Here is a 14,877-nt window from a genome sequence, read left to right on the forward strand (position 1 = left end):
AAGGCGCTGCAAGTCCCCCGTCAACCTCCAGAGAGAAAGCCAATCCATGTCCACTGCCGCTTCCGACAACTACCAGGATATCCGTGACGCCGTGCGCGCGCTGTGCGCCCAGTTCCCCGACGAATATCACCGCAAGATCGACGAGGTGCGTGGCTATCCCGAGGAGTTCGTGCAGGCGCTGACCGAAGCCGGCTGGATGGCGGCACTGATCCCGCAGGAGTACGGCGGCTCGGGCCTGTCGATGGCCGAGGCCTCGGTGATCATGGAGGAGATCAACCGCTCGGGCGGCAACTCCGGCGCCTGCCACGGCCAGATGTACGTGATGAACGCCATCGTGCGCAGCGGCAGCGAGGAGCAGAAGCAGAACTACCTGCCCAAGATCGCCAGCGGCGAGATGCGCATCCAGTCGATGGGCGTGACCGAGCCCACCACCGGCAGCGACACCACCAAGCTCAAGACCACGGCCGTGAAGAAGGACGGCCGCTGGGTCGTCAACGGCCAGAAGGTGTGGATCAGCCGCATCCAGCACAGCGACATGATGATCCTGCTGGCCCGCACCACGCCGCTGGCCGAGGTGAAGAAGAAGTCCGAGGGCCTGAGCTGCTTCCTGGTCGACCTCAAGAGCGCCATCGGCAACGGCCTGACGGTGCAGCCGATCCTGAACATGGTCAACCACGAGACCAACGAGCTGTTCTTCGACAACCTCGAGATCCCGGAGGAGAACCTGCTCGGCCCCGAGGGCAAGGGCTTCAAGACCCTGCTCGACGGCCTCAACGCCGAGCGCACCCTGATCGCCGCCGAATGCATCGGTGACGGCTACTGGTTCATCGACCGCGCCAGCAAGTACGCTAACGAACGCGTTGTTTTCGGCCGCCCGATCGGCCAGAACCAGGGCGTGCAGTTCCCGATCGCCGAGGCCTTCATCGAGGTCGAGGCGGCCAACCTGATGCGCTGGAAGGCCTGCGAGAAGATCGACGCGCACCAGAACGCGGGTGCCGAGGCCAACATGGCCAAGCACCTGGCCGCGAAAGCCTCGTGGGAAGCGGCCAACGTGTGCCTGCAGACCCACGGTGGATTCGGGTTTGCGTGCGAGTACGACATCGAGCGCAAGTTTCGGGAGACGCGGCTGTATCAGGTGGCGCCGATTTCGACCAACATGATCTTCAGCTATGTGGCCGAGCACCTACTGGGCCTGCCGCGGTCGTTCTGAAGGGGCCCGGCGTGCGTGGGTTCTCGACTCCCTCACGCTACTGGGGGATGACTCGGGCGTTGGCTGTTCCGTCGTTCCCGCGAAGGCGGGAATCTATGGGTGCTTGATGGGGTTGGATAGGCTGCTGACCGGGAATTCGCCCCGGCGGGCGACCTACTTTTCTTTGTCTCGCAAAAGAAAAGTAGGCAAAAGAAAGGCGACCCCACTGGCCGTGTCCCCTGCGCTTCGCTCCGGGGCAGCCTGCGATGCTCAGGCATGGGGCGGCACTGCGAAACTCACTGCGCGGCTACGCCGCGCCGTTCGGACAACCGCAGCGAGTCAGAGCACGAAGCATGGGCATGCTTCGCTGCCCATGCCCGCCCCATGCCCTGCGCTTCTCGGCACGGCCAGAGGGGGTGGCCAATCCGCACGGACCGTCGCTTCGCTCGGCCTGTTCTCCCATTACCGCAAACACAGCGAGGCCGAGCGTAGCGATGGCCCGTACAGGTTTCAATTCCCCTCTGGATGCGCCGAGGAGCGCAGCGGGCGGGGTGAGCGAATGCACCGCAGGATGCATTCGCATCGTGATCTGACTCGCTGCGGTTGTCCGAACGGAGCGGCGAAGCCGCGCAGTGAGTTCTGCGGCGCACCCCGCACGCGAGCACCGCAGGTTGCCCGCAGCGAAGCGGAGGGACGCAGCCAGCGGGGCGCACTTCTTTTGCCTACTTTTCTTGTGCGAGCAAGAAAAGTAGGTGCGCCGCCGGGCGCACATCCCGGCCAGCAGCGCATCCTCCACCAGCAAGCAACCGTCACAGACAAATGAACAACCCCAGACCCCTCGACGGCATTACCGTCATCTCCCTCGAACACGCCATCGCCGCCCCCTTCGCCAGTCGCCAGCTGGCCGACCTGGGCGCACGCGTGATCAAGGTCGAGCGCCCCGGCGTGGGCGACTTCGCGCGCGCCTACGACACCCGCGTGAAGGGCGAAGCCTCGCACTTCGTCTGGACCAACCGCAGCAAGGAAAGCCTCACGCTCGACCTGAAGAACCCCGACGCGCTGGCCGCGCTGATGGACTTGCTGCAGGGTGCCGACGTGCTGCTGCAGAACCTGGCACCGGGCGCTGCCGCGCGCATGGGCCTGTCGTGGGAGGCGCTGCACGAAAAGCACCCGAAGCTGATCGTCTGCGACATCTCCGGCTATGGCGAGGATGGCCCGTACCGCGACAAGAAGGCCTACGACCTGCTGATCCAGAGCGAGGCCGGCTTCCTGTCCATCACCGGCACGCCCGACACGCCGACCAAGGCCGGCTGCTCGATGGCCGACATCGCCGCCGGCATGTACGCCTTCACCAGCATCCTGTCGGCGCTGCTGCTGCGCGCCAAGACCGGCGAGGGCAGTCACATCGACGTCTCGATGCTCGAATCACTGGGCGAATGGATGGGTTACCCGATGTACTACGCCTACGAAGGCGCCACGCCGCCGCCGCGCACCGGCGCCGCGCATGCCAGCATCTATCCGTACGGCCCGTTCCCGGCCGGCGACGGCGGCACCGTGATGCTGGGGCTGCAGAACGAGCGTGAGTGGAAGGTGTTCTGCGAAGTGGTGCTGCAGGACGCGGCGCTGGCGCAGGACGAGCGTTTCGATGCCAATTACAAGCGCAACAGCAACCGCGACGCATTGCGCGCACTGATCGTGGAAGCGTTCGCCAGGCTGAGCACGGCCGAGGTCGAGGCGCGGCTGGATCAGGCGCAGATCGCCAACGCGCGCATGAACGACATGGCTGGCCTGTGGGCGCACCCGCAACTGAAGGCGCGCGAGCGCTGGCGCCAGGTCGAGTCGCCGGCGGGCGAGATTCCGGCGCTGCTGCCGCCCGGCCGCAGCAACGCCTTCGACTACCGCATGGACGCGGTGCCGCGGGTGGGCGAGCACTCGGAAGCGATCCTGCGCGAACTGGGTCGCAGCGCCGAGCAGATCGAGGCGCTGCGCGCGGCCAAGGCGATCTGACCCCCGGCGGGACTGCGCTTTTTTCGCGATCTCTAGACTCACTGGTACCACGAGGGTCATCCATCATGAGCACTGCATCGCCCGCCGCCGAACTGGCGGCCTTTGCTGCCGAACTGCGCTTCGACGCCATTCCCGAGCCGGTCGTGCGCTTCACCGAGAACCTGCTGGTCGACTGGTTCGGCTCGGCCGTCGCCGGCCATGGATCGCGGCCGGTCGAGAGCATCGCCCGCTTCGCGCAGAGCATGGGGCCCGCCGACGGACCGAGCGAGGTGCTGATCAACCGGCGCGGCAGCTCGCCCTGGCTGGCGGCGATCGCCAACGCCGCCGCCTCGCATCTGGCCGAGCAGGACGACGTGCACAACGGCTCGGTGTTCCACCCGGCCACGGTGGTGTTTCCGCCGGCGCTGGCGGTGGCCCAGGCCATCCGCGCCAGCGGCCAGCGGCTCATCGCGGCCAGCGTGGCGGGCTACGAGGTCGGCATCCGCGTGGGTGAATTCCTGGGCCGCTCGCACTACAAGGTGTTCCACACCACCGGCACCGCCGGCACGCTGGCCGCCGCCGCTGCGGTGGGCAACCTGCTGGGGCTGGACGGCAAGCAGATGCTGCACGCCTTCGGCTCGGCCGGCACGCAGTCGGCCGGCCTGTGGGAGTTCCTGCGCACCGCTGCCGACAGCAAGCAGCTGCACACGGCGCACGCGGCCGGTGCCGGCCTGATGGCGGCCTTCCTGGCGCACGACGGCTTCACCGGTGCGGCCGACATCTTCACCGGCGCCAAGGGCATGGCGGCCGGCATGAGCAGCGACGCTGACCCGACCCGCCTGACCGATGGCCTGGGCACCCGCTGGGCCACGGCCGAGACTTCGTTCAAGTGGCACGCCAGTTGCCGCCACACGCACCCGGCCGCCGATGCGCTGCTGCAGGTGATGCAGGCGCACGGCCTGAAGCCCACTGACATCGCACAGGTGGTCACACACGTGCACCAGGGCGCGATCGACGTGCTGGGGCCGGTGGTCGACCCGAAGACCGTGCATCAAAGCAAGTTCAGCATGGGCACGGTGCTGGCGCTGGTGGCGCAGCACGGCCACGCCGGCCTGACCGAGTTCGACCGTGATTACCGCAGCGCACCAACGCAGGCGTTGCGTGACAAGGTGACGATGGTGCTCGACGAGGAGGTCGACGGCGCCTACCCGCAGCGCTGGATCGGCAAGGTCACGGTGACGACCACCGACGGCCGCACCCTGCACGGCCGCGTCGACGAGCCCAAGGGCGATCCCGGCAACACGCTGAGCCGCGACGAGCTGGCGGCGAAGGCGCTGCGGCTGGCTGCGTGGAGCCGCGGAGCCGACGCGGCGGAGATGCAGGCTGCCGTCGATGCGCTGTGGCAGGTCGCGAGCTGGCCGCGCGTCGGCCGCCTGCTGCCGGTGAAGGCATGAGCGCGCTGGAGCACCCGCTGGCGACGGCATGCAGCCTGCTGTTCGTTCCGGGCGACCGCCCGGAGCGTTTCGCCAAGGCGCTGGCCAGTGGCGCCAGCGCTGTCATCATCGACTGGGAAGATGCGGTCGCGCCGAACGCGAAATCCGCTGCGCGTCAGCAACTGGCGCAGGCGTTGCCCCAGCTCGACGCCGCCGAACGCGCCCGCTTGGCGTTGCGCATCAACGCCGCCGGCACGCCCTGGCATGCCGATGACGTCGCTGCGCTGGGCGCGCTGGCGGCGCAGGGGCTGCGGGCGGTGGTGGTGCCGAAGGCCGAGCAAGCCGCGGCGCTGGCGCCGGTGGCTGCGGCGCTGGGGCCGGGCGGGGTGCTGCTACCGCTGATCGAATCGGCGGCCGGGCTGGACGGCGTGCGCGAGATCGCTGCGGCGCCACAGGTGGCGCGGCTGGTGTTTGGCCATCTCGACTTGCAGGCCGACCTGGGCCTGGCCTGCGGACCGGATGAAGAGGAACTGGTGCCCGTGCGCCTGCAGTTGGTGCTGGCCTCGCGCCTGGCTGGCCTGCCGCCGCCGGTGGACGGTGTCAGCACCGAGACCAGGGACCTGGCGCTGGTGCAGTCGCATGCCGCCCGCTCCTTGCGCGGCGGCTTCGGCGGCAAGCTGTGCATCCATCCGGCGCAGGTGGCGGCGGTGCACGCGGCGTTCGCGCCGTCGGCTGAACAGGCCGAATGGGCGCGCCGTGTCGTCGCCGGTTTCGAGGCCGCGCAGGGCGGCGTGTTCAGCATCGACGGGCGCATGGTGGATGCGCCGGTGGTCAAGCTGGCGCAGCAGGTGCTGGCGCGGGCCGAACGGCTCGGAGTGGCCGCGCATGGCTGAGCAGCGCCTGCAGCGCTCCGAGCTGGCGGTGCCGGCGACCTCGGAGCGCTTCTTCCTCAAGGCGCGCGACGGCGACGCCGACGTGATCTTCCTGGACCTGGAGGACGCCGTCGGCGACCGGCATAAGGAGGCCGCGCGCGCGACGGCGATCCGCGCGCTGCAGCAGATCGACTGGCGCGCCAAGACCATGGCGGTGCGGGTCAACGGCTTGGACACGCCGTGGGCGCTGCGCGACATCGTCGACGTGGTGTCGCACTGCCCGCGGCTCGACCTGGTGTTGCTGCCCAAGGCCGCGAGCGCCTTCGACGTGCGCTTCGTCGAGCAGATCCTGACCTTGATCGAGCGCGAGCAGGGGCGCGGCAAGCGCACCGGCATCGAGGTGCTGATCGAGACCGCGCGCGGCGTCGCGCACGCCGAGGAGATCGCCGCCGCCTCGCCGCGGCTGGAAGCCATGATCTTCGGCGTCGGCGACTACACCGTCGACATGCGCACCCACGACGTGGTGTTCGGCAAGCCGAGCGCGCGCTATGCGGTGCTGACCGAGCCGGCTGCGGACGGCATGCGCGCCGCGCACTGGAACGACCAGTGGCATTTCGCGATGGCGCGCGTGGCCAACGCCTGCCGTGCCCACGGCCTGCGGCCGATCGACGGCCCGTATGCGGACTTCGGTGACACCGACGGCTACCGCGCCTCGGCGCGGCGTGCGGCGGCGCTCGGCTTCGAGGGCAAGTGGGCTATCCACCCGTCGCAGGTGGCGCTGGCCAACGAGGTGTTCTCGCCCGCAGCCGAGGAGATCGCCTGGGCGCGGCGCATCGAGCGCCTGCTCGATGAGGCGCAGGCGCGCGGTGACGGTGCGGTGGGCGATGGTGGCGTGCTGATCGACATGGCGCACGGCAAGCTGGCGCGCGAGCTGCTGCAGCGTGCCGCCCTGATCGAGAAGGCAAGCGAACAGGCGGTGCGCGCATGAGCGAGACAGTGCAGCACGGCGCTGGCGCAAGGACCGACAGCGCGCAGTTGCCGCTCGAAGGCGTGCGCGTGCTCGACATTGCGACCTTCGTTGCCGCGCCGTTCGCCGCCACCGTGATGGCCGACTTCGGCGCCGACGTGATCAAGATCGAGCAGCCCGGCGAAGGCGATCCGCTGCGCAAGTTCGGCACCCCGGTTGAGGGCGCCGATACGCTGGTGTGGCTGTCGGAGGCGCGCAACAAGCGCTACATGACGCTGGATCTGCGCACGCCCGAAGGTGCCGACATCTTCCTGCGCCTGGTCGCGCAGGCCGACGTGGTGATGGAGAACTTCCGTCCCGGCACGCTGGAGCGCTGGGGCCTGGGCTACGAGCGGCTGGCGGCGGCCAATCCGCGCATCGTGCTGCTGCGCGTCAGCGCCTACGGCCAGACCGGGCCGTTCCGCGAGAAGCCCGGCTTCGCGCGCGTGGCGCACGGCTTCGGCGGGCTGGCGCACCTGGCCGGCATGGCCGACGGCCCGCCGGTGGTGCCGGGATCGACCTCGCTGGCCGACTACATCTCGGGCCTGTGGGGCGTGATCGGCGTGCAGATGGCACTGCGCGTGGCCGAGCGCAGCGGGCGCGGGCAGGAGGTCGACATCGGCCTGTACGAATCGATCTTCCGCCTGCTGGACGAACTGGCGCCGGCCTACGCGATGTTCGGCGAGGTGCGCGGGCGCATGGGCGCCGACGTGCCGCACGTGGTGCCGCACGGCCATTGGAAGACGCAGGACGGCCAGTGGGTGGCGCTGGCCTGCTCCAGCGACAAGATCTTCGAGCGCCTGGCACGGCTGATGGAGCGGCCCGATCTGGTCAATACGGACCGCTTCCGCACCGGCGCCCAGCGCCTGGCCGGCCGTGCCGAGGTGAATGCGCTGATTGCCGACTGGATCGGCCGGCAGCCGCTGGCCGAGGTGCTGCGGCGCTGCGACGAGGCCGGCGTGCCCTGTGGCCACATCATGGCGATCGACGACATCTTCGTCCATCCGCAGTATGTGGCGCGCGGCAACCTGCAGACGGTGCACGACGAGCGTGCCGGCGAGGTGGTGGTGCCCGGCGCGATCCCGCGGTTGTCCCGCACGCCGGCGCGCTTGCGCCACCTGGGCGGCGCGCTTGGTGCCGATACCCGGCAAGTCCTGCAGCAACTGCTCGACATCGGTGAGCTGGAATTGCGCCAACTGAAGGATCGAGGCGTGGTCTGACTATGATCGACCGGACAGGGCGCACGAGGCAACGCTCGGGTTTTTACCCTTGGCGGGCGGTACTGCGGCGCCAACAATGGTCAGCGCATCTGATTTCGTGTGTTTTTTTTCGTTCTTGAAGGAGTCGTTATGAAGAAACTGATCCGCACCGGCCGCCGTGGCCTGCTGGCCGCCGCCTCGCTGCTTGCCTTGACGGCACTGCCGTTCGGCGTCGCCGCGCAGGCACCCATCGTGATCAAGTTCAGCCACGTGGTGGCCGAGCAGACCCCGAAGGGGCAGGGCGCGCTGAAGTTCAAGGAGTTGGCAGAGAAGAAGCTGCCGGGCAAGGTGCAGGTCCAGGTGTTCCCCAGTTCGCAGCTTTTCGGTGACGCCAAGGAGATGGAGGCGCTGCTGCTCGGCGACGTGCAGCTGATCGCGCCCTCGCTGTCGAAGTTCGACCGCTACACCAAGAAGATCCAGCTGTTCGACCTGCCGTTCCTGTTCGACGACATCGCGGCGGTCGACCGTTTCCAGGGCAGCCCGGCCGGCCAGGAGCTGCTGAAGTCGATGACCAACCGCGGCCTGCTGGGCCTGGCCTACTGGCACAACGGCATGAAGCAGCTGTCCACCGGCAAGGATCAGCTGACCCGGCCTGAGCACGTGAAGGGGCTGAAGTTCCGCATCCAGGCTTCCGACGTGCTGGAGGCGCAGTTCCGCGCGCTCGACGCCAACCCGCAGAAGATGGCCTTCGCCGAGGTCTACCAGGCGCTGCAGACCGGCGTGGTCGATGGGCAGGAGAACACCTGGTCCAACATCTACTCGCAGAAGTTCCACGAGGTGCAGAAGACCATCGCCGAGACCAACCACGGCGTGATCGACTACATGGTGGTCACCAACGCGAAGTGGTGGAACGGCCTGGCGCCGGACATCCAGAAGGGCCTGTCCGAGGCGATGGCCGAAGCCACCGCGCATGCCAACAAGATGGCCGATGACTTCAACATGCGCGACAAGGACCTGATCGCCAAGGCCGGCAAGGCCAAGATCCAGCCGCTGTCGAAGGAGGACGTGGCGGCTTGGCGCAAGGCGATGGAGCCGGTGTGGAAGAAGTTCGAGGGCGCGATCGGCAAGGATCTGATCGACGCGGCCCTGAAGTCCAACAAGTGATTCCGTCCAGATAGCAACAACAAGCTTGGGGCTGGCCAGGTGCCAGCCACATACTCATCATGCGTTGGTACGACAAACTCGAGGAGGGGCTGCTCGCGCTGCTTCTCGCAGGGATGACCGTGCTCACCTTCGTGCAGGTGGTGGCGCGCTACGTGTTCAACTACAGCTTCGTGTGGGCCATGGAGCTCACCGGGGTGCTGTTCGCCTGGCTGATCTTCGTCGGCATGAGCTACGGCGTGCGCGTCGGCGCGCACATCGGCATCGACGTCATCACGCGCCGGCTTGGCCAGGGCACGGCACGCGTGGTCGGCATAGTCGCGGCAGCGCTGTGCTTCGTCTACGCCTGCATCCTCGCCTATGGCGGCTGGAATCTGATGACACGAATCAAGGAGGTCGGCATCCTGATGCAGGACCTGCCGATCGAGCAGTGGATTCCACGCGTCGTGCTGCCGGTGGGATTCGCCCTGCTGGCCCTGCGTTTCCTGCACATCTTCTGGCGCCTGGCGACGGGGCAGAGCGCGCACCTGCTGGGCGACGAGGCCGAGGACGCACTCAAGATGCAGGATGAACTCTCGGAGTCCCAGCCATGAACACCGTCGTGCTTTTCGTGCTGCTGTTCGTCTTCATGTTCATGGGCGTGCCCGTGGCGGTGTCGCTCGGCCTGTCCTCGCTGGTCGTGATCATGGCGTTCGCCGACGATTCGCTGGCCTCGCTGGCGCTGAAGATGTACGAGACGTCGGAGCACTACACGCTGCTGGCGATTCCGTTCTTCATCCTGGGCGGCATGTTCCTGACCACCGGCGGCGTGGCGCGGCGCATGATCCGCTTCGCCAACGCCACCGTCGGCCACCTGCGCGGCGGCCTGGCGATGGCCTCGGTGATGGCCTGCATGCTGTTCGCCGCGGTGTCCGGTTCGTCGCCGGCCACGGTGGTGGCGGTGGGCTCGATCGTCATCGCCGGCATGGTCCGGGGCGGCTACCCGAAGCCGTTCGCGGCGGGGGTGATCTGCAACGCCGGCACGCTGGGCATCCTGATCCCGCCCTCGATCGTGATGGTGGTGTACGGCGCCGCCACCGAGACCTCGGTCGGCGACCTGTTCATGGCCGGAGTGGTACCCGGCATCCTGCTCGGCCTGCTGCTGATGGTGGCGATCTACTGGCGCGCCCACAAGCTCGACCTGCCGCGCCAGCCACGCGCGTCGTTCGGGGAGGTGGTGACGGCGGCGCGCGAATCGCTGTGGGGCCTGCTGCTGATCTTCATCATCCTGGGCGGCATCTACGGCGGCGTGTTCACGCCGACCGAGGCGGCGGCGGTGGCGGCGGTGTACGCGTTCCTGATCGCGGTGTTCGTCTACCGCGACATCAAGTGGAGCGGCGTGCCGCACGTGCTGATCGAGTCGGCCAAGGTGACGGTGATGCTGATGTTCATCGTCGCCAATGCGCTGCTGTTCGCGCACGTGCTGACCACCGAACGCATCCCGCAGATGATCGCCGAGACCATCATCGGCATGGGCATGGAGCCGTGGCAGTTCCTGATCGTGGTCAACATCCTGCTGCTGGTGGCCGGCATGTTCATGGAGCCGACCGGCATCATTCTGATCCTGGCGCCGATCCTGTTCCCGATCGCCATGCGGCTGGGCATCGATCCGGTGCACCTGGGCATCATCATGGTGGTCAACCTGGAGATCGGGCTGGTGACGCCACCGGTCGGCCTGAACCTGTTCGTCACGTCCGGTATCACCAGCATGTCGGTCAGCGATGTGATTCGCGCTGCCTTGCCCTGGACGCTGCTGCTGCTGGCCTTCCTGGTCATCATCACCTACGTGCCCTGGATCTCGCTGGCGCTGCCGAACTTCTTCAAGTAAGGCCGGGCGGCCCCGGTTCGGGGCCGTCCCTTGCTTGCATCGCCGGGCGAGGTGCCCGGCGATGTCGTTTCAGCGTGACCCCGGGGCCGGCGTCTTGGGCTGGTAGTCGCAGCAGGCCGCCACCGCGCATTCCCAGCAGCGCGGCGTGCGCGCCACGCAGACGTAGCGGCCGTGCAGGATCAGCCAGTGGTGCGCATGGTTCAGGTACTTCCCGGGCACGCGCCTGAGCAGGCCTTGTTCCACCTGCAGCGGATTCTTCCCCGGCGCCAGGCCGGTGCGGTTGGCGACGCGGAAGATGTGCGTGTCGACCGCCATGGTCGGCTCGCCAAACGCCACGTTCAGCACCACGTTGGCGGTCTTGCGGCCGACGCCGGGCAAGGCCTCGAGTTCCGCGCGCGTGCCAGGCACCTGGCCGCCGTGGCGCTCGACCAGGATGCGGCAGGTCTGCATCAGGTGTTTCGCCTTGCTGCGGAACAGGCCGATGGTCTTGATGTGGTCCTCGAGCCGTTCCTGGCCCAGATCGATGATCTGCTGCGGCGTGTTGGCGACCGGAAACAGCCGCCGCGTGGCCTTGTTCACGCCGACGTCGGTGGCCTGCGCCGACAGCAGCACGGCGGTGAGCAGCTCGAACACGCTGGTGTATTCGAGCTCGCTGGCCGGCAGCGGGTTGGCGGCCTGCAGGGTGGCGAAGAAGGTCTCGATCTGGGCGGGGGTCATGCGCGGCAGTGTACTGAAGCGATTGGCGACAATAAGGCGTCCAACCCAAGAACTGCACCATGAGCCTGCCCTTCGCCCAACGCCTCGACAACGTCGAAACCTCCGCCATCCGCGAGCTGTTCAAGCTGCTCGGCAAGCCCGGCATCATCAGCTTTGCCGGCGGCTTTCCCGACAGCGCGATGTTCGATGTCGACGGCATTCGCGAGGCCGCCAACAAGGCGTTGGCAGATGAGCCTGGCGCGGCCCTGCAATACGGTGCCACCGAGGGCTACCAGCCGCTGCGCGAGCAGCTGGCGAAGTTCATGCAGAGCAAGGGCGTGGCGGAGCTGGCGCCAGAGCAGCTGATCGTCACCACCGGCAGCCAGCAGGCGCTGGACCTGCTGGGCAAGTGCCTGGTCGATCCGGGCAGCAAGGCGATCGTCGAGGGGCCGACCTTCCTGGCCACGATCCAGTGCTTCCGGCTCTACGGTGCCGAGCTGGTCAGCGCGCCGATCGATGGTGATGGTGTGCAGGTGGATGAGCTGGAGCGGCTGATCCAGCAGCACCGGCCGAAGTTCGTCTACCTGATTCCCACCTTCGGCAACCCCAGCGGCGCCATGCTGAGCCTCGCGCGGCGCAAGCGCGTGCTGGAACTGGCGGTGCAGTACCAGACGCTGATCGTCGAGGACGATCCCTACGGTGATCTTTATTTCGATGCGCCACCGCCGCCCAGCCTGCTGGCGCTGAGTGCGCAGGTGCCGGGCAGCCGCGACTGGCTGGTGCACTGCGGCAGCTTGAGCAAGGTGCTCTCGCCCGGCCTGCGCGTGGGCTGGATGGTGGCGCCGCCCGAGCTGCTGGCCAGGGCTACCATGTGCAAGCAGTTCAGCGATGCGCACACCAGCACCTTCGCCCAGGCCACCGCCGCCCAGTACCTGGCCGCCGGCCGCATGCCGGCCACGCTGGCGCGCGTGCGCGAGGTCTACGGCGCGCGCGCCAGGACCATGGGCGCTGCGCTGCGCAGCGAGCTGGGTGACGCGATCGACTTCGTGCAGCCACAGGGCGGCCTGTTCGTGTGGGCACGCCTCACGGGTGCCGGCGGCAAGCTGGGCGATGGCAACGTCTTTGCCAAGCGGGCGATCGAGCAGGGCGTTGCCTTCGTGCCCGGCGCGCCGTTCTACTGCGCCAACCCGGACACCAGCACGCTGCGGCTGTCCTTCGCCACCGCGGCCGAGGACAAGATCCGCGAGGGCATCGGGCGCCTGGCCAGGGCACTTAATCAGGACTGAGCGGGCCTTCGAGCCGGCGATGATCGCGGTCTTGCAATCGCCCGCGCAAACCCCCATGTGAGCGGCATGAAGACATTGCAAGCCCCCACCCGAACTGCCGTCGTGCTGGCGCAGTTGCTGGAGCGGCTGGATGCCAGCCGCGAAGCCGTCGACGCCCACCAGTACCGCACCGTGGCCGCGCGCCTGGCCGCCATGCTGGCCGACCCCGAGGTCGACTGGCAGCCGCTGCTGGCGCAGAGCCCGACCGCCACGGCCCTGTATGAAAACCTGCACTATGCGGATGCCGGCCTGTGCCGGGCGCCGCTGGATGCGGCCATGCGTGCCGAACTGAGTGCGCGTGAGTTGATCGAGGCCGCGCGGCGCAAGCCTTCGCCCGACACCGCGGCGCCGGACGCCGCACCCGCCGCCTGAACCGGAAGCACGCCATGAGCGAAACACTGCACATCGTCTGCCCGCACTGCCACACCACCAACCGCGTGCAGAAGGCGCAGCTGGCCAGCGCGCCCGACTGCGGCAAGTGCAAGCAGGCGCTGTTCACCGGCCATCCGGTGGCGCTCGACGACGAGGCGGCGTTCGAGCGCCACGTCACGCGCAGCCAGATCCCGGTGCTGGTGGATTTCTGGGCGCCCTGGTGCGGCCCCTGCCGCATGATGGCGCCAGCCTACGAGCAGGCCGCTGCCTCGCTGGAGCCGCATGTGCGCGTCGCCAAGGTCGACACCGAGGCCGCGCAGGCGCTCGGCGCGCGCTACAACATCCGCAGCATCCCGACCCTGGCGCTGTTCGTCGACGGCCGCGAGGTCGCGCGCCAGCCGGGCGCGCTCACCAGCCCGGCGCAGATCGCGCAGTGGGCGCGGGCGCAGTTGCCGCGTTGAGGGCGGCGGGCACGGCTGGTCTGCCGCCGGGCCGTGGCGCTGGCACAACGCAGTGCGTTTGCCGACATCATCGTTCTGCCTCGTCCAGGACCAGATCCGTGGGGAGTTGCCGGATAATTGATGCTTCGAAACAACGAAATGCGCAGGAGGCGGTGATGGATTTCACGTTCAAGACAAACTGGGTTTCCAGGCTGGCGCGGCCGGCACTGGCAGTGGCGTTGCTGGGCAGCGGGGCGGCTTGGGCGCAGCCCGTCTCCAACCCCGGGTTCGAGACGGGAGCGTTGCCCCCTTGGGTTGCCACGTTTGCTGGAGGCAGCAATGGCGCTTTTGTCGGTACCTCACAGGGGGCGGTTTTGCCGCACACGGGCAGCTATTTCGCCTGGGCTTATGACAACGACGGCATCGGCAGGCTGTCGCAGAACGTCACCACCGTCGCGGGAGGCACCTACACCGTGTCCGCCTGGGTGGCGCGGACAAACGTGGATCCCGCCAACGTGGCCAGCATCCGGCTGGGCGCGGCCAACACGCCAGTGGCGTGCACGATGGGGGCGGCCGGGGTCTGGGCGCAGTGCACGGGCAGCTTCACGGCGGCGGCCGCGTCCGAGCGCCTGGATCTGCTGTTCGGGACGGCGTCCGGGGCCGGAACCATCGCGTTTGACGACGTGACGGTCACACAAACCGGTGGCGCCGCGGCGGTGCAACCCGTGCCCACGCTGAGCGAATGGGTGCTGCTGGCGCTGGCGGCGGCGGCCGGCGGCCTGGGCCTGCGGCGGCTGCGTCGAAACGGCTGAGCGCGCCAGAGGCGGCTCAGACGGGCGTGCGCGCGGGCGCACGCTTTTTTTTTGGGCTCAGCGCTTGACCTCGTCCACCAGCGCGCGGAACTCGTCGATGTCCTCGAAGCTGCGGTAGACGCTGGCAAAGCGCACGTAGGCCACCTTGTCGAGCTTCTTCAGCTCGCGCATCACCAGTTCGCCGATGCGGCTGGATGCGACTTCGCGCGCCGCCAGGTTGAGCAGCTTTTCCTCGATGCGCTCGATGGCGGCGTCGATCTGCTCGGTGCTGACCGGGCGCTTGCGCAGCGCCAGGTCGAGCGAGGCCTGCAGCTTGGCGCGCACGTAGGGCACGCGGCGGCCGTCCTTCTTGACCACGGTGGGGAAGCTGACGTCCGGCCGCTCGTAGGTGGTGAAGCGCTTGGCGCAGTGCGCGCACTGGCGCCGCCGGCGGATGAAGCCGCCATCGTCCGAGACGCGGCTGTCGACCACCTGGGTTTCGGTGTGGGCGCAGAAGGGGCAGCGCATGGCTTGATGGCG

The 14,877-nt window shown here is 68.3% G+C and carries 15 protein-coding genes; 13 read left to right on the plus strand and 2 right to left on the minus strand.

From position 1 onward, the window contains the following. Window positions 1–46 precede the first annotated feature (46 nt). The 9 genes from PK606_RS03535 (at window position 47) to PK606_RS03575 (ending at window position 10,713) form a co-directional block, all read left to right on the plus strand. Window positions 47–1,210 (plus strand): acyl-CoA dehydrogenase family protein, encoded by a 1,164-nt coding sequence (locus PK606_RS03535; RefSeq protein WP_324560774.1) that lies wholly within the window; start codon window positions 47–49, stop codon window positions 1,208–1,210. 798 nt (window positions 1,211–2,008) lie between these two features. Next, window positions 2,009–3,196, plus strand: a complete 1,188-nt coding sequence (locus PK606_RS03540) for a CaiB/BaiF CoA transferase family protein (protein ID WP_324560776.1) — start codon at window positions 2,009–2,011, stop codon at window positions 3,194–3,196. 65 nt (window positions 3,197–3,261) lie between these two features. Next, the gene (locus tag PK606_RS03545) at window positions 3,262–4,629 is read left to right on the plus strand and encodes an MmgE/PrpD family protein (protein ID WP_324560778.1); all 1,368 of its coding nucleotides are present in this window, start codon (window positions 3,262–3,264) and stop codon (window positions 4,627–4,629) included. Further along, window positions 4,626–5,501, plus strand: coding sequence for an HpcH/HpaI aldolase/citrate lyase family protein (locus PK606_RS03550; RefSeq protein ID WP_324560780.1), 876 nt, complete (start codon window positions 4,626–4,628; stop codon window positions 5,499–5,501). Before PK606_RS03545 ends, PK606_RS03550 begins: the two co-directional genes overlap by 4 nt. Next, window positions 5,494–6,468, plus strand: coding sequence for an HpcH/HpaI aldolase/citrate lyase family protein (locus tag PK606_RS03555; RefSeq protein WP_324560782.1), 975 nt, complete (start codon window positions 5,494–5,496; stop codon window positions 6,466–6,468). The genes PK606_RS03550 and PK606_RS03555 overlap by 8 nt, the downstream gene beginning before the upstream one ends. Further along, complete coding sequence (locus tag PK606_RS03560; protein WP_324560784.1) at window positions 6,465–7,706, plus strand: CaiB/BaiF CoA transferase family protein; 1,242 nt, start codon at window positions 6,465–6,467, stop codon at window positions 7,704–7,706. The genes PK606_RS03555 and PK606_RS03560 overlap by 4 nt, the downstream gene beginning before the upstream one ends. Window positions 7,707–7,835: 129 nt before the next feature. Further along, window positions 7,836–8,849 carry a TRAP transporter substrate-binding protein gene (locus tag PK606_RS03565; RefSeq protein ID WP_324560786.1) on the plus strand — a complete coding sequence of 338 codons (1,014 nt, stop codon included), beginning with the start codon at window positions 7,836–7,838 and terminating at the stop codon, window positions 8,847–8,849. A gap of 59 nt (window positions 8,850–8,908) precedes the next feature. After that, window positions 8,909–9,439 (plus strand): TRAP transporter small permease, encoded by a 531-nt coding sequence (locus PK606_RS03570; RefSeq protein ID WP_324560788.1) that lies wholly within the window; start codon window positions 8,909–8,911, stop codon window positions 9,437–9,439. Beyond that, entirely contained in the window at window positions 9,436–10,713 is a 1,278-nt protein-coding gene (locus PK606_RS03575; RefSeq protein WP_324560790.1) for a TRAP transporter large permease, read from the plus strand. Before PK606_RS03570 ends, PK606_RS03575 begins: the two co-directional genes overlap by 4 nt. Before the next feature lie 69 nt (window positions 10,714–10,782). Here the strand turns inward: PK606_RS03575 and nth are convergent, their stop codons facing one another. Next, window positions 10,783–11,430 carry an endonuclease III gene (gene nth, locus PK606_RS03580; RefSeq protein ID WP_324560792.1) on the minus strand — a complete coding sequence of 216 codons (648 nt, stop codon included), beginning with the start codon at window positions 11,428–11,430 and terminating at the stop codon, window positions 10,783–10,785. A 65-nt stretch (window positions 11,431–11,495) separates the two neighbouring features. Between nth and PK606_RS03585 the strand changes: the two genes are divergently transcribed. The 4 genes from PK606_RS03585 (at window position 11,496) to PK606_RS03600 (ending at window position 14,358) form a co-directional block, all read left to right on the plus strand. Continuing rightward, window positions 11,496–12,695: an aminotransferase-like domain-containing protein gene (locus tag PK606_RS03585; RefSeq protein ID WP_324560869.1), complete on the plus strand. Its 1,200-nt coding sequence runs from the start codon at window positions 11,496–11,498 to the stop codon at window positions 12,693–12,695. Window positions 12,696–12,761: 66 nt separating this feature from the next. Then, entirely contained in the window at window positions 12,762–13,106 is a 345-nt protein-coding gene (locus PK606_RS03590) for a hypothetical protein (protein WP_324560794.1), read from the plus strand. Between the two features lie 14 nt (window positions 13,107–13,120). Further along, the gene (trxC, locus tag PK606_RS03595) at window positions 13,121–13,567 is read left to right on the plus strand and encodes a thioredoxin TrxC (protein ID WP_324560795.1); all 447 of its coding nucleotides are present in this window, start codon (window positions 13,121–13,123) and stop codon (window positions 13,565–13,567) included. Between the two features lie 155 nt (window positions 13,568–13,722). Beyond that, complete coding sequence (locus PK606_RS03600; RefSeq protein ID WP_324560797.1) at window positions 13,723–14,358, plus strand: IPTL-CTERM sorting domain-containing protein; 636 nt, start codon at window positions 13,723–13,725, stop codon at window positions 14,356–14,358. A 57-nt stretch (window positions 14,359–14,415) separates the two neighbouring features. Here PK606_RS03600 and nrdR read toward each other — a convergent pair whose 3' ends face one another. Continuing rightward, window positions 14,416–14,865 (minus strand): transcriptional regulator NrdR, encoded by a 450-nt coding sequence (gene nrdR, locus PK606_RS03605; protein WP_324560799.1) that lies wholly within the window; start codon window positions 14,863–14,865, stop codon window positions 14,416–14,418. Between the last annotated feature and the right edge of the window lie 12 nt (window positions 14,866–14,877).

The organism is Ottowia sp. (assembly GCF_035444425.1).
Taxonomy (GTDB): domain Bacteria; phylum Pseudomonadota; class Gammaproteobacteria; order Burkholderiales; family Burkholderiaceae_C; genus Ottowia.

Excerpts from the sequence above, each read along its gene's own strand:
- PK606_RS03550 (WP_324560780.1), top strand. The coding sequence starts at position 4,626 with ATGAGCGCGCTGGAGCACCCGCTGGCGACGGCATGCAGCCTGCTGTTC.
- PK606_RS03570 (WP_324560788.1), top strand. The coding sequence starts at position 8,909 with ATGCGTTGGTACGACAAACTCGAGGAGGGGCTGCTCGCGCTGCTTCTC.
- nrdR (WP_324560799.1), bottom strand. The coding sequence starts at position 14,865 with ATGCGCTGCCCCTTCTGCGCCCACACCGAAACCCAGGTGGTCGACAGC.
- PK606_RS03545 (WP_324560778.1), top strand. The coding sequence starts at position 3,262 with ATGAGCACTGCATCGCCCGCCGCCGAACTGGCGGCCTTTGCTGCCGAA.
- PK606_RS03540 (WP_324560776.1), top strand. The coding sequence starts at position 2,009 with ATGAACAACCCCAGACCCCTCGACGGCATTACCGTCATCTCCCTCGAA.
- PK606_RS03575 (WP_324560790.1), top strand. The coding sequence starts at position 9,436 with ATGAACACCGTCGTGCTTTTCGTGCTGCTGTTCGTCTTCATGTTCATG.
- PK606_RS03600 (WP_324560797.1), top strand. The coding sequence starts at position 13,723 with ATGGATTTCACGTTCAAGACAAACTGGGTTTCCAGGCTGGCGCGGCCG.
- PK606_RS03590 (WP_324560794.1), top strand. The coding sequence starts at position 12,762 with ATGAAGACATTGCAAGCCCCCACCCGAACTGCCGTCGTGCTGGCGCAG.
- PK606_RS03560 (WP_324560784.1), top strand. The coding sequence starts at position 6,465 with ATGAGCGAGACAGTGCAGCACGGCGCTGGCGCAAGGACCGACAGCGCG.
- PK606_RS03555 (WP_324560782.1), top strand. The coding sequence starts at position 5,494 with ATGGCTGAGCAGCGCCTGCAGCGCTCCGAGCTGGCGGTGCCGGCGACC.
- PK606_RS03565 (WP_324560786.1), top strand. The coding sequence starts at position 7,836 with ATGAAGAAACTGATCCGCACCGGCCGCCGTGGCCTGCTGGCCGCCGCC.
- PK606_RS03535 (WP_324560774.1), top strand. The coding sequence starts at position 47 with ATGTCCACTGCCGCTTCCGACAACTACCAGGATATCCGTGACGCCGTG.
- trxC (WP_324560795.1), top strand. The coding sequence starts at position 13,121 with ATGAGCGAAACACTGCACATCGTCTGCCCGCACTGCCACACCACCAAC.
- nth (WP_324560792.1), bottom strand. The coding sequence starts at position 11,430 with ATGACCCCCGCCCAGATCGAGACCTTCTTCGCCACCCTGCAGGCCGCC.